20 protein-coding genes are annotated in these 20976 nt (G+C 42.2%); 11 read left to right on the top strand and 9 right to left on the bottom strand.

The window, feature by feature from the left end:
• The first annotated feature begins 23 nt into the window (after positions 1-23).
• A complete protein-coding gene (locus G5S32_RS06070; protein ID WP_165311171.1) occupies positions 24-374 on the top strand; it encodes a DUF2750 domain-containing protein in 351 nt (116 codons plus the stop codon).
• Positions 375-493: 119 nt separating this feature from the next.
• On the top strand, positions 494-1069 hold the full coding sequence (locus G5S32_RS06065) for a nucleoside triphosphate pyrophosphohydrolase family protein (protein ID WP_165311170.1): 576 nt from the start codon (positions 494-496) through the stop codon (positions 1067-1069).
• 422 nt (positions 1070-1491) lie between these two features.
• On the opposite strand, the gene btuD is transcribed toward G5S32_RS06065, so the two are convergent.
• The 6 genes from btuD to cobT form a co-directional block, all read right to left on the bottom strand.
• Positions 1492-2247 carry a vitamin B12 ABC transporter ATP-binding protein BtuD gene (gene btuD, locus G5S32_RS06060; RefSeq protein ID WP_165311169.1) on the bottom strand — a complete coding sequence of 252 codons (756 nt, stop codon included), beginning with the start codon at positions 2245-2247 and terminating at the stop codon, positions 1492-1494.
• Positions 2234-3229, bottom strand: coding sequence for a vitamin B12 ABC transporter permease BtuC (btuC, locus tag G5S32_RS06055; RefSeq protein WP_165311168.1), 996 nt, complete (start codon positions 3227-3229; stop codon positions 2234-2236). Before btuC ends, btuD begins: the two co-directional genes overlap by 14 nt.
• A 106-nt stretch (positions 3230-3335) precedes the next feature.
• Entirely contained in the window at positions 3336-4364 is a 1029-nt protein-coding gene (locus G5S32_RS06050) for a succinylglutamate desuccinylase (RefSeq protein ID WP_165311167.1), read from the bottom strand.
• 279 nt (positions 4365-4643) lie between these two features.
• Entirely contained in the window at positions 4644-5183 is a 540-nt protein-coding gene (cobU, locus tag G5S32_RS06045; RefSeq protein ID WP_165311166.1) for a bifunctional adenosylcobinamide kinase/adenosylcobinamide-phosphate guanylyltransferase, read from the bottom strand.
• Complete coding sequence (locus tag G5S32_RS06040; RefSeq protein ID WP_165311165.1) at positions 5180-5980, bottom strand: adenosylcobinamide-GDP ribazoletransferase; 801 nt, start codon at positions 5978-5980, stop codon at positions 5180-5182. Before G5S32_RS06040 ends, cobU begins: the two co-directional genes overlap by 4 nt.
• Complete coding sequence (cobT, locus tag G5S32_RS06035) at positions 5980-7008, bottom strand: nicotinate-nucleotide--dimethylbenzimidazole phosphoribosyltransferase (RefSeq protein ID WP_165311164.1); 1029 nt, start codon at positions 7006-7008, stop codon at positions 5980-5982. The genes G5S32_RS06040 and cobT overlap by 1 nt, the downstream gene beginning before the upstream one ends.
• A 166-nt stretch (positions 7009-7174) precedes the next feature.
• Between cobT and G5S32_RS06030 the strand changes: the two genes are divergently transcribed.
• From G5S32_RS06030 to cdd, 5 genes are all read left to right on the top strand, one after another.
• A complete protein-coding gene (locus G5S32_RS06030; protein ID WP_165311163.1) occupies positions 7175-7891 on the top strand; it encodes an NAD(P)H-binding protein in 717 nt (238 codons plus the stop codon).
• Between the two features lie 142 nt (positions 7892-8033).
• A complete protein-coding gene (gene sbcB, locus G5S32_RS06025; protein ID WP_165311162.1) occupies positions 8034-9458 on the top strand; it encodes an exodeoxyribonuclease I in 1425 nt (474 codons plus the stop codon).
• A gap of 47 nt (positions 9459-9505) precedes the next feature.
• Positions 9506-9871, top strand: a complete 366-nt coding sequence (locus tag G5S32_RS06020; protein WP_165311161.1) for a CidA/LrgA family protein — start codon at positions 9506-9508, stop codon at positions 9869-9871.
• Positions 9871-10548 (top strand): LrgB family protein, encoded by a 678-nt coding sequence (locus G5S32_RS06015; RefSeq protein WP_165312726.1) that lies wholly within the window; start codon positions 9871-9873, stop codon positions 10546-10548. The genes G5S32_RS06020 and G5S32_RS06015 overlap by 1 nt, the downstream gene beginning before the upstream one ends.
• Positions 10549-10749: 201 nt before the next feature.
• Positions 10750-11637, top strand: a complete 888-nt coding sequence (gene cdd, locus G5S32_RS06010; protein ID WP_165311160.1) for a cytidine deaminase — start codon at positions 10750-10752, stop codon at positions 11635-11637.
• 69 nt (positions 11638-11706) lie between these two features.
• Here the strand turns inward: cdd and G5S32_RS06005 are convergent, their stop codons facing one another.
• Positions 11707-14439, bottom strand: coding sequence for a bifunctional diguanylate cyclase/phosphodiesterase (locus tag G5S32_RS06005; protein ID WP_246201063.1), 2733 nt, complete (start codon positions 14437-14439; stop codon positions 11707-11709).
• 330 nt (positions 14440-14769) lie between these two features.
• Between G5S32_RS06005 and G5S32_RS06000 the strand changes: the two genes are divergently transcribed.
• The 3 genes from G5S32_RS06000 to purT all read left to right on the top strand — a co-directional run bounded on the left by G5S32_RS06000 (position 14770) and on the right by purT (position 18350).
• A complete protein-coding gene (locus tag G5S32_RS06000; protein WP_165311159.1) occupies positions 14770-15645 on the top strand; it encodes an AEC family transporter in 876 nt (291 codons plus the stop codon).
• 112 nt (positions 15646-15757) lie between these two features.
• Positions 15758-17071: a ferredoxin reductase family protein gene (locus G5S32_RS05995; protein ID WP_165311158.1), complete on the top strand. Its 1314-nt coding sequence runs from the start codon at positions 15758-15760 to the stop codon at positions 17069-17071.
• A 103-nt stretch (positions 17072-17174) separates the two neighbouring features.
• Positions 17175-18350 carry a formate-dependent phosphoribosylglycinamide formyltransferase gene (gene purT, locus G5S32_RS05990; RefSeq protein WP_165311157.1) on the top strand — a complete coding sequence of 392 codons (1176 nt, stop codon included), beginning with the start codon at positions 17175-17177 and terminating at the stop codon, positions 18348-18350.
• Positions 18351-18403: 53 nt separating this feature from the next.
• Here the strand turns inward: purT and G5S32_RS05985 are convergent, their stop codons facing one another.
• Entirely contained in the window at positions 18404-19051 is a 648-nt protein-coding gene (locus tag G5S32_RS05985; RefSeq protein WP_165311156.1) for a thiopurine S-methyltransferase, read from the bottom strand.
• Between the two features lie 319 nt (positions 19052-19370).
• Between G5S32_RS05985 and G5S32_RS05980 the strand changes: the two genes are divergently transcribed.
• On the top strand, positions 19371-20144 hold the full coding sequence (locus G5S32_RS05980) for a RelA/SpoT domain-containing protein (RefSeq protein WP_165311155.1): 774 nt from the start codon (positions 19371-19373) through the stop codon (positions 20142-20144).
• Between the two features lie 105 nt (positions 20145-20249).
• Here the strand turns inward: G5S32_RS05980 and ihfA are convergent, their stop codons facing one another.
• Positions 20250-20546 (bottom strand): integration host factor subunit alpha, encoded by a 297-nt coding sequence (gene ihfA, locus G5S32_RS05975; RefSeq protein ID WP_165311154.1) that lies wholly within the window; start codon positions 20544-20546, stop codon positions 20250-20252.
• Positions 20547-20976 lie beyond the last annotated feature (430 nt).

Below are 20976 nucleotides of genomic sequence, written 5' to 3'. Positions count from 1 at the left end.
ATCATTCTTAATGAGAAAATAAAATGACCAAATTAACAGCAGATGTTCAAGCTAACTTAGAACTTTTCATCAAAGAGACTAAAGAAAACCAATTGGTTTGGGGCTTACGAAATGAAGAAGGTTGGTTATCATGTGAATCAACAGAATTTGAAGAAAGTGAAGTTATGCCTTTCTGGTCTTCAAAAGAAGATGCTGAGCTGCACAATGTTGAAGAATGGGCAGACTTTGAAGTTCTAGAGATCCCACTAGATATATTCGTTGAAGATTGGCTGATTACTCTTGATGAAGATGGTGTGCTTGTTGGTGTTAACTGGAATCAGACTTTAGATGGTAAAGAACTTGAACCATCAGAACTGGCAAAAATGTACCTTTAAGCGAACTCTGTTCCCTTTCATCAAGCCATAAAACAAGACGCTATTCGCGTCTTGTTTTGTATTTGTGGTTCGAGCTTTGTTACTATGACCGCCTGTTCATTTTCAACTGGATTAACCCCATGCATTTATCTAAGCTGACACAAGAAATTTATGATCACCTATACCGCGACATCAACGAATTCCGTAGCACTTTTGACTTACCAGTAGCGGACCCGTCTAGCTTAGATACAAAAGCAGATACCCTTCACACCTCATTAGCAATCGAAGAGCTTACAGAACTTGCTGAAGCAGACAGCAAAACCGAGCAAGCTGATGCGATTGTAGACAGTGTTTATGTCCTTATGGGACGCCTAGTTCATCTTGGTCACAGTAATATTAATGACAACATAGCTATCAGCTATTTGATTGACTTGCTACTCAACGTTGCAGTAAACCGCAACATCGATTTCCTTCCTTGCTGGGATGAAGTTCATAGCTCAAACATGAGCAAAGTATGTCGCAACGAGAAAGAATACGGCGATACAGAAGCTTATTACGCGGAGCAAGGCATCAAGTTGATGGCTGTGCAAAAAGGTGACTACCTAATTGCAAAATGTGCAGAAGACTTTGTTTCTGATAGCAAAACGATTCGCCAAGGTAAAGTATTGAAGTCAGTATACTACCGCCCAGCAAACCTAGAAGCGTTAACACAGTAATACTAATTGCACTATTAAACTGTTCAGTCTTAGACAAAGAGCACCGAACGCAAACACGCATAAACCCATCCTTGGGGCTCCGCCGAGCCATCCATGGCTCGGAGGGTTTGCTTATCGGCACTCAATGTCTACTTGATCAGGAAATTAAGGCAATTGGTATAATCCTACCAATGTCTCATTCAGCACCATAACTAACTGATAAAAAAAGGCCACCTTGGGAGCAAGGTGGCTAATGAGACTATAAAAAGCCTAACAAGAACGAGAATGTATCACTCTTATTAATGCTAATTGCGTGCCAACTTTTAAAAATTAAATAACCCATTGATATTAAAGAATATAATGTATAGGCGTTTAATATAAACAATGAGTTAGCAAGCTAGCATATTGAAGGCTGAACCAGATTTGTGCTCGATGCACCAAAACTAATCGAAAACTAAGTAAGGTTTTCCATCAATTGCTACACATTTCACAGATGTATTAAATACACTACGAAGATGCTCTTCACTCAATACTTCACTTGGCACACCAATACTCTGAGCAATTCCCTGTTCTAGAAGCAAAACCTTATCAGCATTACGTAAGCTCCTGTTTAAATCATGATTAGCCATAACGATAGCCAGTCCTTCTTGAGCCATTTGTGCAATAAGCTGATATAACAACCCTTCTTGAGCGATATCTAAAGGTGCACCAGGTTCGTCGAGAATCAATAATTTAGAATAAGGGTTGATATCAGGCCATACTTGTAAACAACTACCAGCTAAACGGACTCGCTGCCATTCTCCGCCAGATAGCTGATGGATTGAACGGTGAAGCTTGTCGTTAATCTTCAATAATTGAGTAAAGTGCTTCACTGCATTGTTAACTTTAGGATCTTGCAGGGAGCTATTGATTGGTAGAGATAACGCTAAGTATTGAAAAACATCCAGATTAAAGGCGGGCTTTTCACTTTGAGATAGATAGGCTCTATGGAGAGCTAACTCACTTAGAGAATGTTTTTTTATATTGAACTCTCCAAGTAAGATCTCTCCCGAACTATCAATTATTCCTGCTAGTGCAGACAGAAGAGTACTTTTACCACTTCCATTTGGGCCAACAACATGGAGAATTTCTCCAGCCTCACACTGGAACGATAGTGGCAATAAACGCTCATTGACGTGCAAACTGTTAACGCGAATCATGATTTTTTACCAGCATCCAGATAAAAATTGGAGCGCCAATAGTAGTTGTTACAACACCTAAAGGCAGCTCAGCAGAATCCAAAGCGAGGCGTGCAACCATATCGGCAAGCACCATTAGAAGCGCTCCACAGAGAGCACTCAGAGGCAGCAACATCCGATTTTCAGACCCTAACGCTAATCGCAACAAATGAGGGACAACCAAACCAACAAATCCTATCACCCCGCCTAATGCAACCGCAGCTCCCACCAATACCGATACAGCAACGATCAATTTCCACCGAATTTTATTGATATCAACACCTAACTGTTTGGCATGAGTTTCACCTAACATCAGCTTATCCAGCACAGAGCCTTGAAACAGCAACCAAATCATGATCGGTAAAGCAATAAGAGTGAGAGTGTGTTGATACCAACTGGCACCACCAATACTACCCATCAGCCAGTACATAAGCTGACGTAGACTGAGTTCATCACTAAAGTAAAATGCCCATGTAACGACTGAACCAGACAAAATTCCAAGAGCGACCCCCACTAACAGTAGACGTGTTGTTGTAAGCCGCATTGCATTGGCTACAAACACCAGCAATAAAGTGAACAACAGAGCCCCAATAATTGCAGAAACCATAAAAGCTTCTGGGCTAGCAATTGCAGGAAAGAAAAACAGCAAAATAACCATTGCTACACTTGCCCCCCCTGAAATACCAATGATCCCAGGCTCAGCAAGTACATTACCGAGCAAAACTTGAAGTGTTGCTCCTGAAACAGCTAATGCTGCACCAATCATCATTGCGGCGAGCAACCTTGGTAAACGCAAGTCTAAAACTAAACGCGTTTCTAGGTCGTCCAACGAGCGTAAAGGCGAGATAAAAATTTCACCAACCATCAAATAGACCGCACTGGCAAACAATAATACTGCAAGCAAAAAATAGCCTGCTCTTTTCCAGCGCTGCTGCTTATGCAACATGAGTTGATTGAAATCCATAGTGTTTTAATTGAGGAATAATGATAGTGAAAAAAAGAATGGCTTAACCTTACCGTTAAGCCATTCAAATATAAAGCGTCAATATGAAAGACGATGTTTAAGTCTGTTAATCGTATACCGCTTGGTCATCGTCATAACGAATTTTTACTCTACACACCATTAAAGCTGCACGCTCACCCACCGCTGCATGGCGGTTCGGAAACACTATCGCTTCTTCTTCATTCTTAGCCATCAGTGGTTTATCACCATCATGACCAAAAACTTCACCGTGCATAAAAGTCGTAAAGTTATCAATGTTATCGTCAAATAAGAAATCAAAATCGTCATGGATGCGCACAATGGTACGGCTGACACGGTACATGGTCGCTTTTCTTGGTAAGTGCTCGGATTGGGTTCTAGAGATCAAATCACGTAATGCTAAATCAAACGCCGTTAAACGATGCATGTCATTACAGCCAATTTCAGCAACCTGTCCTAACTCAATCATCATCGCCTGCGCAGCGTAAGTGTCTGCACTGTACCAACTGAAGGTACAAGCTGGCGCATTAGAAAACATCACTGCATCGACATGGCCGTTTTCAATAAAATCCAAAAGAGCTTTACTACGAACTGGATGGCGAGATTTAGGGCTCACTGCAAATGAGTAGTGTTTTGAATTTCGAATAGCGCAATGCAAATCTAGATGCCAACGAGTTTTAACGTCAGTTTGAGCGTAGAAATCCTTGATCACAATTTTAAGATTATCTGCAATGGCGAGCTCTTTGCTATGATTATGCGCCTTTTCATCAAACAAGTGATTCAAGTTTTCATCTAACGAACGTACATGCAATTTCGTTGCTTCAGGGTTCGCAATAATGAACAAACATCTTTCACTGACGGTTTGGAAGCCACTTAGAATATCATTCACAAGTTTGTCGATAAGCTCCATTGGAGCCGTTTCATCTCCGTGGATACCGCATGAGATGACAACATTTTTGGTATCTGCATCTAGTTTAGCTGGGATGACTTCCAATATGCCGCGTTGAAGCAGTTTAAGAGTGGCACCATTAGGTATCGTCAACTCACAAGACTTCACTGATTGTTCAAGATCTAGACTGTCGAAAAGAAAAGATTGGCGAAATAGAGACTTCGTCATGCGCTACTCCTTTATTGCACAGCGGTATGTTAAAGAATTGAGCAAACAATTTATGTTGAAGTGATCCCACTTATTGAGCTGAACCTCAATATAAAATGAAATATGCCTGCTGTACTTTTATAACCTGTTCGACTATTGCTGGATTAGTTTGAAGGCGAATTCTATCCTAACTGCTTTTGAGACTCTATACCCAATCGGTTTCAATTCATTGAAACCCTTGTCTTAAATCTCACTTTTGGATTTTCTTTTATCCAACTTGCTTATTTCGAACTGAAATGCTTAACCTTTCATTGTTTTCGGTAAACCTGCAGCAACAAAGAAAACACTGGAAGACACGTCTGCAACCCATTGGTTAGCCAATCCCGCAAATTCTACGAAGAGATTCGATACCTCGCCTTCTGGTACCAACCCCATTCCAACTTCATTAGACACCAACGTGATATCTGCAGATGTCCGTTTTAATACATCAATGAGACACTTAATCTCCAGCCTTGTTAGGTGAGCATCACGCATCTGACCATCGTTGTAAATTACGTTGTTCAACCATAGCGTTAGACAATCTACCAGCACTATATCGTTAGAAGAAAATTGTTGAAGTGTCTCTGACAGTTGGTATGAGCTTTCATGAACATTCCATCCTTCTCCACGCTGATTCTGATGGTGTCGGATACGAGCTACCATCTCATCATCAAATGGAATAGCGGTTGCCACGTAGTGCAGTTGCTTTGTGCTATCAAGGCTTCTCATATGCTTTAATAACTTTTCTGCAAAACTGGATTTACCACTACGAGCACCACCGAGAATTAATCTCACTGTCACCAAGCCACTCCCATTACCGGTAAACCATTTTGAGCAAAGATGACAATGACAAGGTAAATTGTCAGTTCCATCAGTTGCTGCGCTGCACCCAAACAGTCTCCAGTAAACCCACCGAGTCGACTTATTAGCCAACGTTTGAACAGCTGTCGGAATAAAAATGCAGCACTAATAAGGACCAGAGTTAAATACCCATCGAGAAGAACACAGGGAATTAAACCTGTAATAATAACTACAGCCAATTCACTGTAACTCTGTTTATGAGCAAGTGGTTTGCTTTTGCTTGTATCACTATCTGAGACATACGGCGTGTTGAAAATGAACGAAGATGCAACAGAGCGACTTAGCGTATATCCGACTAACCAAACCGGAATCAGGGAAATAAAGTTGCTAATGGCCGTCAGCAATACATATTTACCTAACAACGCCATAATCAAAGCTGACGAGCCATAAGTACCAATACGACTATCTTTCATAATGGTTAAACGACGTTCAACCGTCATCCCGCCGCCAATCCCATCCGCCATGTCAGCCAAGCCGTCTTCATGGAAGGCTCCAGTTAGCATCAGACTCAGCACCATGGTTAAAAAAATACTGATTTCAGGCGTCAATAAGAGTTCTGCGCAAGCATAAAAGCCCGCGCAGAGAGAGCCGAGTAATATTCCTACCAGAGCAAAATACCGACCTGACTGATTCATTCTTTCACTGCTGTACGGCAAGTTAGCCGGAACAGGAACTCGAGAAAAAAAACTGAGCGCCAAAAGAAACAGTTCAAACTGATATTTGAGTTTAGCCAGCATTACACTGTCACTCCTGCCTCTTCAAAACTCGCCATACTGTTATAGAACTCTGCTGCAGCTTTGATAAGTGGAACAGCAAGTACAGCACCAGTTCCTTCTCCAAGCCTCAAACTCAAGCTCAATAGCGGCTTAGCTCTGAGCAGTTGTAGTACCTTTTTGTGACCCGACTCATCAGAACAATGAGCAAATATCATGTAGTCTCGGCACTCAGGTTCGATAAGAGTAGCCACATAAGCTGCAACAGTAACAATAAAACCATCGACAAGAACGGGAGTTCGCTTATGGTAAGCCCCTAGGAATGCACCAACCATTTGGACAATCTCATAACCACCGACTTCAGCTAATGTTTCTTTCGCGCTTTTACCTTTAGTGCGTTCAACACCTTTTGCAACCAACTGATATTTTTTCTCTAGCTGCTCCTCTGAAATACCCGTTCCTTTACCAACACACTCTGTAACAGAAAGGTCAGACAGACTCGCCAACAATGCAGCAGCGCTAGAAGTATTAGCGATGCCCATTTCACCGAACATAACCAAGTTACTACCGGCATCAATAACACTTTCAACCAGTGATTGACCGTAGTCTAACCCTTGTTCAACTTGCTCTAAAGCCATTGCAGCTTGCTGAGCAAAGTTCTGGGTACGCCCACCTAAACGTTGAACAATAAAATCTAGGTGTTGGCTTTCTACAGGCAGCAAAATGCCTGTATCAATCACCTTCAGTGCTACATTGTTCGCTCGACAGAAACAGTTGATCGCCGCACCACCAGCAAGAAAATTCAATACCATTTGTTGTGTTACAGCGCTAGGAGCAATACTAACCCCTTCGTCAGCAATACCATGATCGCCAGCAAAAACGAGAACTGTTGGTTGAACAATGGAGATATGTTTTACAGCTTGCGGTGCACCTTGGCTTTGAATCTGCGCCAATTGATGAGCGACCTGTTCTAATTGACCTAATGAACCTAGTGGCTTGGTTTTTTGATTGATACGGTGCCAAATAGCATCGTTAAATGCGTCATCTAACATTATTGGTTCCTTGAACAATGCTTCAATTTAGAAAAGAGATGAAGCAGTCTACTCACAAAACCTATTCAACGGCAAACCAACAAAGCCTATATAGATAAAATACTTGTATATTTTCGAGCAATTAGCGTAATTTCAAATCATTAAGTCATCACAAGTGGATACAACTATGGACAAAAACTCTATCTCATCCCCCTATAAGCCCTGCCTTATCATTGCAGGGGCATCGGGCTTAGTTGGCTCTTGTTGTCTTAAAATTTCTTTGCAAGAAAATGCTATTGAACATGTCTACACATTGAGTAGAAAACCGCTGACACCGACCACATTTCCAGAACTTACTTATAAACTTACCCAGCTGATTGACGCCAACTTAAACGTAAAACATTGGGACGATGACGATGTTCGTCCACAGCTAGGCGTCATTGCCCTCGGCACGACCTTAAAACAAGCAGGCTCAAAACAAGGATTAGAGAAAGTCGATTTTGAATTGGTTTGTCACGTTGCTCAGCAAATGAAACTATTAGGTGTTGAACGACTAGCCGTCGTTTCTAGCTATGGCGCTCATAAAAGGTCAGGTTCTCACTACCTACGCTGTAAAGGTCGGATGGAAGAAGCTATTCGACAACTCGGTTTTGCTCATGTCACTTTTGTCAGACCAGGGCCTTTAGTCGGAAAGAGAAGCATAGCTAGAACGGATGAAGTGCTGGTACAAAAAGCAATGGCAGTAGGCAAATACTTATTATTCGGCAAGCTTAAGAATCTGGCGCCAATCAAAGCCGAAGATGTGGCTCAGAGTATGCTGTACAGCCTGTTCGATAAACAGACTAAGTCCGTCTCTGTTCTCGACAGCATAGCCATGCAAAACATGCTCAACAAATATCGCTGATTTAAGTGTAAATTTGAGCGATTATTAACCAGGCAACAACTCTACTGACCGAACATGTAATTACAACCTGCCATGATGATTGCTTAGTCGTATAGGGGATGTTCTAATACCAACAAATCTTTCAACGATTTGGTAACCACAAATGCAGCAGGAACACTTGCCAACATACTTCTTTTTTGACTACGAAACTTGGGGCACTAGCCCAGCGAAAGATCGTCCTAGTCAGTTTGCTGGCGTACGCACCGATATGGATTTCAATATTATCGGAGAACCATTAGTTATCTACTGCCAATTACCTTCCGATTATTTGCCAGCGCCGGAAGCCGCGTTGATTACAGGTATTACGCCGCAAAAAGCCATGGCACAAGGGTTATCTGAGCCCGAATTCATCGCGCGCATCCACAACGAACTGTCTCAACCGAATACCACTAGCCTTGGTTACAACAGCATTCGATTTGATGACGAAGTGACCCGTTATACTTGCTATCGCAACTTTTTCGATCCGTACTCTTGGAGTTGGCAGAACAACAATTCACGTTGGGACTTACTGGACATCATGCGTGCTTGTCATGCCCTTCGTCCAGAAGGCATTGCGTGGCCAGAGAACGAAGAGGGATTTGCTAGCTTCAAACTTGAACATCTATCTAAAGCTAATGGCATAGAACATGAAAATGCACACGATGCAATGGCAGACGTTATTGCTACCATCGAACTAGCAAAAAGGGTAAAAGCAGCTCAACCAAAGTTGTTTGATTACTTCTTTACCATGCGCCACAAACGCAAACTCACTGAACTCGTAGATATCGTCAACATGACACCTCTCATGCATGTCTCTGGCATGTTAGGCAGAGAGTGCCAATATACAAGTTGGATCGTGCCTATTGCTTGGCATCCCACCAATCAAAATGCAGTGATAGTGGCGGACTTAGCGAAGAATCCACAACCTTTGATTGATTTGTCTAGCGAAGAGCTTCACACGCGTCTTTATACAAAACATGATGAACTGGCACCTGATGAACTCCCAGTCCCAGTGAAGCTAGTGCATCTAAATAAATGCCCTATTCTCGCGCCTGCAAAGACGCTCACCGCCGAGAATGCCGACAAAATTGGTATTAACCGTGAGCAGTGTTTAGCTAATTTGGCGCTGATTCGTCAGCATCCAGAAATCAGAGAAAAACTGGTGGTACTGTTTTCAATCGATCGTGAATATGAACAAAGCAATGATGTCGATACTCAGCTGTACGATGGTTTCTTCTCACCAGCTGACAAGGCTGCAATGGATATCATACGTAACACGCCACCAGAAAACTTAGGTGCTCTGGACATTACTTTCGCGGATAAACGCATCGAACCGCTACTGTTTCGTTATCGAGCTCGTCATTATCCTTGGACTTTGGATGAGACAGAGCAGCGACGCTGGGCTAATCATTGCCGTGATTTTTATGAATCACGCATTGAAGATTACATGCTCAATTTAGAGAACTTAGTTCATGAGCATGAGAGTGACGAAAAGAAAATCGCTATTTTAAAATCCGTTTATCAATACGTCGAAAAACTCGTTTCCTAGGACTATCAGCCCTAGTTTTATGTACTTATTAATGGCAACAACGTTTCATGGCTCAAACCGCACTTAAATATCTTGTTTCTATGGGAATGATTTTTCTCTGTTTGCTGGCAGGGAACAATCTTCAATCTTGGTTGGACATATCTATTCCGGGTAGCATCATCGGCATGTTGATCCTCTTCGGGCTCATGGCAAGCGGGCTATTACCTTCCACTTGGGTTAAGCCAAGTGCTAGCTTGTTTATTCGCTACATGGTTCTGCTATTTATTCCAATCAGCGTTGGACTTATGGTTCATTTAGATATGTTGATGGATAACATCTGGGCAATTTTGGCCAGCGCTATAGGTGGGACAACCATTGTGCTTGTTGTGCTCGCATTCTCTCTTGATCGTTTACTAAAGAAAGGGGGTGAATGATGTGGTTGTTAGTCACCATTGCTGTATTCTTTTTTGCGCGTTGGGCGGCACGCAAGCTTAACTCACCTTTTGCAAACCCTTTGTTAATCAGCATCGGCATTATCATTCCAACTCTGATTTTGCTTAAAGTTCCTTATGAAACTTACGCTCTAGATAATCAGTGGGTGAACTATTTACTCCAGCCAGCCGTGGTTGCATTGGCGTATCCATTGTACGAGCAACTGCCTCAGATTCGAGCCAATTGGAAAATCATTATGCTAGCTTGTGGCGTGGGCAGTGCGATGTCTATGCTTACTGCAGGATTAATTGCCGCTGCCATGCATACCGATATTGCTTTGATTGCAGCATTAATGGGCAAATCAGTTACCACACCTATTGCTATGGAAGTGGCGAGTAACTTAGGTGGTGAGCCAGCCATTGCTGCTATTATGGTTCTACTTGTAGGCGTGTTTGGCGCTATCATGGCTTACCCAATTTATAACCTACTTAATATTACCCACCCAATAGCTCGAGGGCTGACAATGGGTAATATTTCCCATGCACTTGGCACAGCAACTTGTGCTGAGAAGGATCAAAGAGACGCCGCTTTTAGCTCACTCGCATTAGTAGTATGTGGCGTGATTACCTCCGTCCTAGCACCAAGTCTTTTTGCTTTTGTTCTTTGGTTTGCGAGCTAACCTAATCTCATGAAATATAATTTGGCTCAGAAAATACTTAGCCTTTGTTCTAAGCCAAATTACTTTCCACCTTTTAATATGTGTGATATCACTCTAATTATGAAAACGTGAAACGCGTTACATTCATTAATGAGATTTTGATCTCAGTAAATCTAGCATATTCCCCTACACTAAAGCTCAATGTATTAATTAGGAATATCTATGAAAGGCCGTATTGAACAGGCATTAGCAGACATGCAACAACCGATGGCAGCGTTTTTAGCGCCTATCGTACTCGCTGATGATTTTGACGCGACATTATCTCCTGACCAATTCAAGCAGCTACTCTCCGTTTCGGAAATAAGTGATGCAGACCTTCGTATTGCGCTCTTGCCTCTTGCTGCCGCTTTTGCTTACGTGCCTATTTCGAAATTCTATGTTGGTGCACTAGCTCGTGGGTTGTCAGGCCGTATTTACTTCGGTGGAAATATGGAGTTCTCTAAAGTTCAAATGGGACAAACCATCCACGCGGAACAAGCTGCAATCAGCCATGCATGGATAAAAGGTGAAGAAGGCATCAGTGATATTACGGTTAACTACAGCCCATGTGGTCACTGCCGACAGTTTATGAATGAGCTGACGACCTCAAAGAGCTTGATGATCCAGCTGCCAAAACGTGACGCTAATTCACTGCAATACTACTTGCCGGAATCTTTCGGTCCTGCTGACTTAGGTATCACGACGGTATTAATGCATAAAAACGATCACGGTTATAGCTGCGAAAATTCAGACCCACTCGTTCAATCTGCCATTTCAGCATTAAATACCAGTTACGCACCGTATTCTGAAAACCTAAGCGGTGTAGCTTTGAAATCAAAATCAGGCAAATGCTACTTGGGTGCTTATGCAGAAAATGCTGCGTTCAACCCTAGCCTTCCGCCGCTGCAAGTTGCCTTGATTCAGATGCGTATGGCTGGTGAGTCATTTGACAACATAGAAGCGGCCACATTAGCGGAACTAAAGAAAGGTAGTGTTAGCCATTTGGTTGATACCAAAGCGACGCTCGCATCGCTTAATCCACAGTTAGAAGTGAGTTACATCGAGCTCTAAGCTAGAAGTAGAAAGTAGAAAGCCAGACTGTTGTCTGGCTTTTTTGTCTAATCAACTTCACTCGTTATCTCATCGAGCAAATTTTTCCAACGCACTCTCTTTATCCATGGGTTTAAAGAAGTAGTAGCCTTGCACTTCATCCACGTTCCAAACATTGAGTTTACGAAGCTGTGAAGCATTTTCTACACCTTCTGCCACAGTGGTCATTCCTAACTCCTGAGACATATGGATGATGTTTCTAACCAGTGATTTGGCTTTATCGTTGGTTTCCAGAGCATCAATGTAGGATTTATCGAGTTTGATAATATCCAATGGGAAGTTACATAAAGAGCTGAATGATGAATACCCTGTGCCGAAATCATCCAAGGCAAGCTGTACACCGAGAGATTTAATCACATCCATACGGTCAATAATCTCTTCTTCACTGCCCAACAGAATACTCTCTGTCAGTTCTAACACCAGCTGCCCTTGGGTTAACTGATATTTTTTAATCATTTTAGTCAAGGTTTCGACCAAACTCTTATGATTAAAATGCGGACTGGAAAGGTTCACATGGATGCTTAATCGATTCTGAGACGACGAGGTGCTTTTCTGCTGAATCTCTTTAATAAACTGGCATGCCTGATCGAGAATGGACTCTCCCAATTCCACAATCAAACGTCGCTGCTCAGCCAACGGAATAAACACACCCGGTGGAATCATACCTAAAGACGGGTGTTTCCACCTTGCCAATGCTTCAAAGCCGACAACTTGACCGTTGCTCGCATTCACTATTGGCTGATAGAAAGGCACTATTTCGTTATTTTTCAGAGCCAGCATGATGTCACGATTCAACGACAACGACTCTTTAGAGCGAACCTTCAATTCTTCATCAACAATCACTAAGCCTTTTTTGCTCGCGGCTTTGATTTCGGTCAGCGCATAAAGCCCTACATAACTGAAATTTTCAAAGCTATCGAAGTGTGAAGATGACGGAACCAAGGCGGATTTCAGACCAATATCGAACTCAAACCCGGAAACGTGCATTTTTGACGAATATTTTTCCAGCACACGATTTGCCATTTCTTCCAAATGTACGTAGTTCTTCTCTTCGTCCCAAACAAGGAACTCGTTCTCACTAATCCGCCCTACACTTTGGTCGCCAAAGTTGCGCAGTAAGCACTCTGCAAAGTGTTTGAGTACATCATCGTGAGCGACGTGGCCGTAGATTTCGTCAATTTCTTTTAAACGCGTGGCATTGAAATAGAGCAGAGAAAACCCATCACCTTCTGAGGAATGTTGGAAATAACTCTTAAACAAGTTAATAACTGTTGGTCTATTAAGTAAACCGGTCGAGGCATCTTTATGAGTCAGTGAATCAATCAGCACTGCTTGTTGTTTCTGTTCACTGATATCTTTGATAGAGAGCATGACCGAGATTCTTCCATCTTGCTCAAATTGAGTTGCCTCAATTATGCAATAGACAGTGTCACCCTCTTTGTTGGACAACCAAGCCTCAAACTGACGTAATCCTTGCGCAAGGTTAATGTACAGTTGGTCAGCGCTGCACAGATCTCCTGCCTCATGTGAGCAAAGTATTTCAATGTTATTTCCGACCAAATCTTCACGCTGATAGCCCAGCAGATCCAAAAGCATTTGGTTTACATCCACAATCATTTTTTCAACCACTAGCACCATGCCTAGTGATTGGCTGTGGTAAAGCGCTTCAAACTTTTGCAAAGTATCCTTCAATTGCCCTTCCGTCTTTGAAGAGGCATGAGCTAAAGATTGGACCAACTTAGTAATGCGTTCGAACTCGTCTTTGTGGCCTTCCAAATCAACATCTGAACTAGATATCAATGACTTAATATCTTGTTCGAAGTAATTAAATCGCTTACCAATATTGTTTCGGAATAAAACGAATGTAATACAAGCGACTATGCTAGCAACCACAGCAATCGCAATGATCAAATAGTAGAAAACAGCTTCACCCTTTTGATAATAAGTTCGCGGCTCTTTGGTCTCTAGTACAGCGATGACTTTGCCAGATATATCAGTGAGTGACGTGTAGTGATAAAGCTCCGATTTGCTTCTTTTAACTCCTGAGTCATGCTCTCTATCAGAGTTCAGATCATAGCTATGGAAATCGAGCCTCGCCATCTCCTCTTGATCGACAATGATCGAATTACTCGCCGTCAATATACCTTCAAATGCCGATGGGAAACGGAGCGATAAATGTTGTCCCCAAATCATCCAGCCAGCAAACGGAGCATCTGCGGCTCCGTCTCGAACCGGACTAACACTAACAACCCATATGTCGTCATCTAAACGGATTAAACCTGAAATACTGGTTTTATTTGCTGAAAGTTTGCTCTGCATATCGATAAGGTGATGAGCAATGCCTTCGTCATTAATGACTGTTGTGGTAAATGATTCGATATCTTCAATGTCACGACCAACGCCAACTTGAAATCTTCTGTCTGGTGTTAAGTACGAAATGAAGTCCAAACCTAAAACATCGAGCTCATCAACATGAAGATTTCGTTCAGCAAATCCGTCATCTTGCTTTGCGAGTAGGTCATAGGACTCATTCCAATACGCCCAGTCATAAGACGCAGTTTCTTGCCTTGAACTTAATGAGCGAATAACGAAAGAAGCTTGCGAACTTGCTTTGTGGATCTCTATGTTTTCAAGCTCATTGAGACTGAACAGGAAAAAATAACGGGTGAGAAAAAGGCTGCTAAAAATGATACCCGCAAGACCTACTGCAAACAGAAAAGCGGTTTTGGTGTGTAGCGTTACAAAACGAAATTTGTTCTTCAAAATATCTTCCGTTACTCATTGAGTACCTAGCTTACAAATAACATAAAGCTATAAATAAATAAATTAATGATATACTTCCACTTAACTCATCAGGGAAAACAAAAAAACATTTCCCAATACAGAAATAGACACCTTACATTATTTATCACCACATAAAGATAATTATTCGAAATATAACACCAGCAAATGCAGTCATTACATCATATTAAGTACCTTTAACACTCGCATTTCCAATTATAGTCAGTGCACATATTTCCAAACTCGCCCATGACGTCTATTTGATTCCCTGTTAATTTCAGTTTCTGTTATCAGACGTATGCAAGGATACTCATGTTTGAACAAGTAATCGGGATACTCTTTCCTGTTATGGCCTTAGTTACAGTCGGCTATCTGATTGGACGCTGGCTCAGACCAGACTTTCAGCCAATTAACCGAATTAACATGGAAGCCTTTGTTCCTGCACTTGTTTTTTCATCCCTTTCAACCATGCCATTAAGCGCAAATGAACTGCCTCTGATTAGCGCATCATTGGTTTCCGTACTTATCCCAGGTTTATTGATGATCCCCATATGTAAACTCGGTAATTGGAACTACAAAGCTTGGGCTCCTCTACATATGTTCAGAAACAGCGGCAATTTAGCCATCCCCCTGTTTACCTATACCTTTGGCGAAGCGGCTCTTTCATCTGCTGTGTTGCTATTTGTTGTATCTGCCTGCCTACACATTAGTATTGGACTAGCTGTATTAAGTAAGGGGGGCTCACTAAAACAGATCTTCACGGCCCCTGTTTTTATTGCGGCGGCGGCTGCCATGTGCCTTAACTTAACGGGTACATCTGTATGGGGACCGCTACACGAAGCAACAAAACTTCTAGGTCAAGCCGCTGTACCTGTGATGTTGTTGTCTTTAGGATCGCAGATGACCAATATGAAAAAGGCGGGGTTCAAAATTGGATTAATCTCTACCGCACAATCACTCTTTACTGGAGCGATAGCATTCGCCTGTATTTATTACTTCGTCCCTCTGCCTCTAATGCAGTTAAAGATGATGGTATTGTTCACTATGCTGCCGCCGGCGGTAATGAATTACCTTTTTGCAGAACGCTACAAAATTGAAGCAACCAATGTTGCATCAATGGTTTTGTTTGGTAACTTTTTGAGTATTTTCACTCTACCCTTACTGCTGATTTTTGCCTTTTCACTTTAGCGAATGAAATACGTAAACCAAGGTCAATAAGAGTAAAACAACATAAAGTCGATTTCTTAGCCACATCATCAGAATTACAATTAAACCATAAGAAACCTGTGGAATAATTGTCATGAAAAGAATCACCTCCCTCATCATATTACTGTGGCTGCCATCTGTGCTGCTTACATGGTCATCTGATGCTAGTTATTTTTACTGGCGCCATCAGCTCACTATGCTTACAGGTGCAATAGGTTTTGCTTACATGGCGGTTGCAATGCTATTAGCAATGCGTATTCCAAGAGTAGAAGAATATGTTCATGGCTTAGATAAAGGTTATGCTCTTCACAAACAGATGGGTATTGGTGCACTTATTACTATGATTATGCACTGGGTATTAATTGAATCGCCAAAATGGCTGATAAGCCTAGGATTAATGGAAGGCCAACAACGACGCCAACGTTTAGGTGGATTGGTAGAAGGCATTAACTGGACACACTGGGCTAAAGCCGTGGGAGAATACACTTTTTATATCTTCATCGCCTTTGTTGCGATCAGCCTTATTCAGGCGATAAGCTACCGAAAGTTCCGTTTTACACATAAAATTGCTGGTGCCATATTCCTTGCAGGATCTTTCCACGGTTTATTGTTACTTGATTATCAATGGAGTTCTGTTGGTATGAACTTAGCAATTTGGGCGGCTGCAATTGTTGGTTCAATCTGTGCTCTGGTTTCTCTAACTGGTTTGATTGGCCGAGCACGAATTGTGAATGGTGAAGTTACTGATATTGAACGAGTTCATGACGACGTCAGTCAATCTCGCGTGCTGCACGTAAAAATGAAACTGGACGGTTCAATGAAATACAGTGCAGGCCAATTTGCCTATGTGAATTTCCATGATGGCGAAGCCCCTCACCCTTTTTCAGTATTGAGCTACGACACTCATAATCAAGAGTTAGAATTCGCCATTAAAGATCTAGGGGACTATACCCATGAACTCTACGACAACCTTTCAGTTGGTAGAAAAGTCGCAGTGGAAGGTGGCTATGGTCGATTCCATATACCAAAAGCGTCAAACCAAGTTTGGATTGGTGCAGGTATCGGTATTGTTCCGTTCATTGCATGGCTAAATCAGCTGGTTCGCATGCCTCACTCTACCAGCAGACGCATTGAACTCTTCTATTGCAGAGACAACGATGATCAAACCTACTTTGTAAAAATGCTGGAAAAATTGGTAAATAAACTACCGTTTGTTAACTTGCACATTTATACCGCTAGCCACAATGAGTTCTTGTGTGCAGACAGAGTGGCTCAAACTGTCGACCTTTCTGATGCTAGCGTCAGTTTTTGCGGTCCAATCAATTTCGGCAACATATTGAAAGGTAAGCTTTTAACATTGGGATTAAACAAACAAAACTTCCACTCTGAACGCTTTGTAATGCGATAAAATCAAAGGCAGAGAAGACCTACGCAAACGTTTGCTTTTCTAAATTATTCCAGTATCATGACGGCAGTTTTAGCTACTACCTAATAATTCAAAAGGAATCTCTATGTTTGGGACTGCTACACGTGATAACGCAACCCGTGTACTTTTACTTGGTTCTGGTGAACTTGGCAAAGAAGTGGCGATTGAATGCCAACGTCTAGGCCTTGAAGTCATCGCTTGTGACCGCTACGCAGATGCACCTGCGATGCAAGTTGCTCACCGTAGCCATGTTCTTAACATGCTAGATGGTGAAGCACTTCAGAAGATCATCGAACTAGAAAAGCCTGATTACGTCGTTCCAGAAATTGAAGCTATCGCGACACAAAAATTAGTAGAATTAGAAGCACAAGGTCTGAACGTCGTTCCAACCGCTAGAGCGGCTCGTTTAACCATGAACCGCGAAGGTATCCGTCGCTTAGCAGCTGAAGAATTATCTCTGCCAACATCACCATTTAAGTTTGCAGATAGCTATGAAGATTTCGTCGCCGCGGTGCAGCATGTTGGTATCCCATGTGTTTGTAAGCCAGTAATGAGCTCTTCTGGTAAAGGTCAAAGCGTCATCAAAACTGAAGCGGACATCGAGAAAGCGTGGAAATACGCGCAAGAAGGTGGTCGCACTGGTGCTGGTCGCGTAATTGTTGAAGGCTTCATCGACTTCGACTATGAAATTACTCTATTGACCGTACGTGCGGTTGACGGTGTTCACTTCTGTGCGCCGATTGGGCATCGTCAAGAAGATGGTGACTATCGTGAATCATGGCAGCCACAAGCGATGTCTGAAAATGCGCTAAAAGCGGCAGAATACGTTGCAGAGCAAATCGTGAATGCACTTGGTGGATATGGCATCTTCGGTGTTGAACTGTTTGTTAAAGGTGACCACGTTATCTTTAACGAAGTGTCTCCTCGACCACATGATACTGGTCTGGTGACTTTGGTATCCCAAGACGTCTCTGAGTTCGCATTACATGTGCGCGCGTTTACAGGCATGCCTATTGGTCAAATTACTCAATATGGACCTTCGGCATCCGTTGCAATTCTAGGCCAAGGCACTTCAACCAACATCCGTTTTGACGGCATTGGTGAAGCATTATCTATTCCTCAATCTCAAATTCGTCTGTTTGCGAAACCGGAGATCGACGGTCGTCGCCGTTTAGGCGTGGCTCTAGCTCGTGGTAAAGATACCACTGAAGCCGTAGATAAAGCGCTGGACTGTGCGCAAGCAGTGAAGATTATTTACTAAGCTCAATTCTTAAAAAAGAACCCAGCAAATGCTGGGTTCTTTCATTTCTAGAGTTAGCTTTTAATCAGCCAAACCTCTTCTGAAAATCTCGATAGGCCTTTTTTCGCTCTCTTAGGATGTTGAGCATTTGCCGTATCTTGATACAGCCTTTCTACGCGAAACTCAGCAAACAGCTCTTCAACTTCAACTTGAGGAACACTAAATGGAGGGCCTGCCATTTCATGCTGTTCATAATCTAATGTAACCAGCAAAATTCGCCCACCCGGATTCAATAGCGATTTAAGGCGTTCGACATACTCTTTACGCATCTCCTCAGGTAGAGCGATGAGTGCCGCTCTGTCGTAAACAATGTCGTAAGTGCCAACAGGAGCAGTAAAATAATCGCCGGTGTAAATGGAAAGTTCGTCAAACTGATATAGCTCGTGATGCCCGTTTACCTGAATCACTAACGGAGTGTAAAAATGCTCAGCGAAGAATGAACGAACCGCAATAGTACTGAGTTCAACACCGTGTACTTCATCATGCTTCGTCGCAAGCCAGACCAGATCTTCGCTCTTGCCACACAAAGGAACAAAGACCTTTTCTTCTTTTTTAGGCTCTGTTTTGTGCCAGTGGTCCATTAACAGCGGATTGACATCATCTAAGTGGAAACCAATCTGGTTGGATGCCCATTTGCTATGCCAGAATTCGGGATCTTTCATCAATACTCTCAAAGTGTGTCTACGATTATTGGCTCGTAAGAGTACCCATTTCTCATTCGCAGAGATAGTCAAATCTCACTGCACATGACGCGTAACACTCTTTTACAACATCAATAGGAACTCTAACTACCTGTTAAAGCTCTTATTTACACAAGCGAAAAGTGTGAGCCTATAGACAATAACAATATTGAACTCAGAAAAGACATTGAATCGAGCTGTTATAACTCCATATCACTAGTAAAGCTTCTTAGCTTTGTAATCTGAAAAATGCGCCTTGAAATGCCACTTTTGATTTTTCAGCACAAACCAAGGAGAGTGAATGAGCCAGTTCCTACGTACCACGGCCCTAATGCTTCTAGTATTGAGCCGAGCACCGGCGTTCGCAGCTGTACCACCGACAATGCCATCAAAAGCACAAGGTGGAGAATTTGAAAATCAACTTACATCCCAGCGCTTCAAACATAGCTTAAGCGGTTTGTATGCCATCTCAACGACCGAAGATACCGTATTTCAACCATACGATGACTTCGATGTACTCTATAGCAAATCCCACTATGCCCAAGCAGAGCTGGAAACGCTATGCAAAAGCACAGCCCTACTAACATCAACCGAAGCTTATTTTGCAGGTGTCAAATCTGCTCACCGAGCAAAGGAAAAAGTGAACACTGAGCTGGATGGAGATACAGCACGTATCACTGACTTAGCTCGAGCAACAATTGTAGCAAATGATATTTCTAGCCTGATGGATGCCTATGAAACCCTCAGTAAAGAAGTAACGATTGTAAAAGTGAAGAATCGATTCAAAACCCCTGCTCCGTCAGGATATCGAGACTTAAACATTCTTGTTGAGTTACCTAAAACTGGCATCATCGCGGAAGTGCAGTTTCACTTACAAGCGATTGCAGACGTGAAAAATGGTGCTGAACATAAACTGTATGAACAAATCCAGCACATAGAACGACTCGCTAAACGAGAGCAACGGTCTTACACGTCACTAGAAACGGCTAAGATTAATCGCATTCGTAGCGAATCAAAAAATCTTTACCAACAGGCTTGGCAGCCATACATCACCACGCATATCCAAGCCGCTTAAAACAATTCAACCACCTGTTACTACATAAGTAATAGGTGGTTGATTCAGTATAATTAAGGCTGATAACAAAAGACCACGCAACTTGGCGTGGTCTAATACTGGCTACTATTTCGCGACTTTAATGTTCTCTACGCGGGCTTTTAATTTTTGCCCCGGACGGAACGTAACAACTCGTCGAGCGGTAATCGGAATGTCTTCACCCGTTTTTGGATTTCGACCAGGACGTTCATTCTTGTCACGTAAATCAAAATTACCAAAACCGGAGAGTTTTACCTGTTCGCCACCTTCTAGTGCTTTACGAATTTCTTCGAAAAACACTTCAACCGTTTCCTTGGCATCCCGTTTACTAAACCCTAGTTTTTCGAACAGGTTTTCAGCCAATTCGGCCTTTGTGAGCGCCATAAAACTTCCCTCAAAGCTATGTTTAACCTTGCTGTCCAACGACAGCGCCAAAGCAATTTTGTTTAGCCAATCAACGACATATCAGCTTTACGAGAAAAGTGTATGCCAAGCTTATGATTTTCGCCAACTTTTTTATTTGCTCCCAACGACAAGTCACATTAAATCAGTCGCATATAATTCCGACATAAAGAAAATTTAAAACCAAATAATGAACAATAACCCGACAATATTCAAAATATAAATCTAAATAAATTTCGTTCTATAGATTTTAAATCTTATTGAGTAATGGAAAAATTTTCCTATTTCCAACTTATATAATTTAGCTATTTATCAATAAATTAGAGTTTTTCCTGATTTGTATATAGTTTCTCGCCTTTTCTCATTTCATACCATTCTGGATAATTTCCTGATCAGTGAATAGGCGTCGATA

Source organism: Vibrio ziniensis, from assembly GCF_011064285.1.
Lineage (GTDB): Bacteria > Pseudomonadota > Gammaproteobacteria > Enterobacterales > Vibrionaceae > Vibrio > Vibrio ziniensis.
The sequence above is the reverse complement of the archived record's forward strand: the minus strand, read 5'-3'. Positions and strand labels throughout refer to the sequence as shown.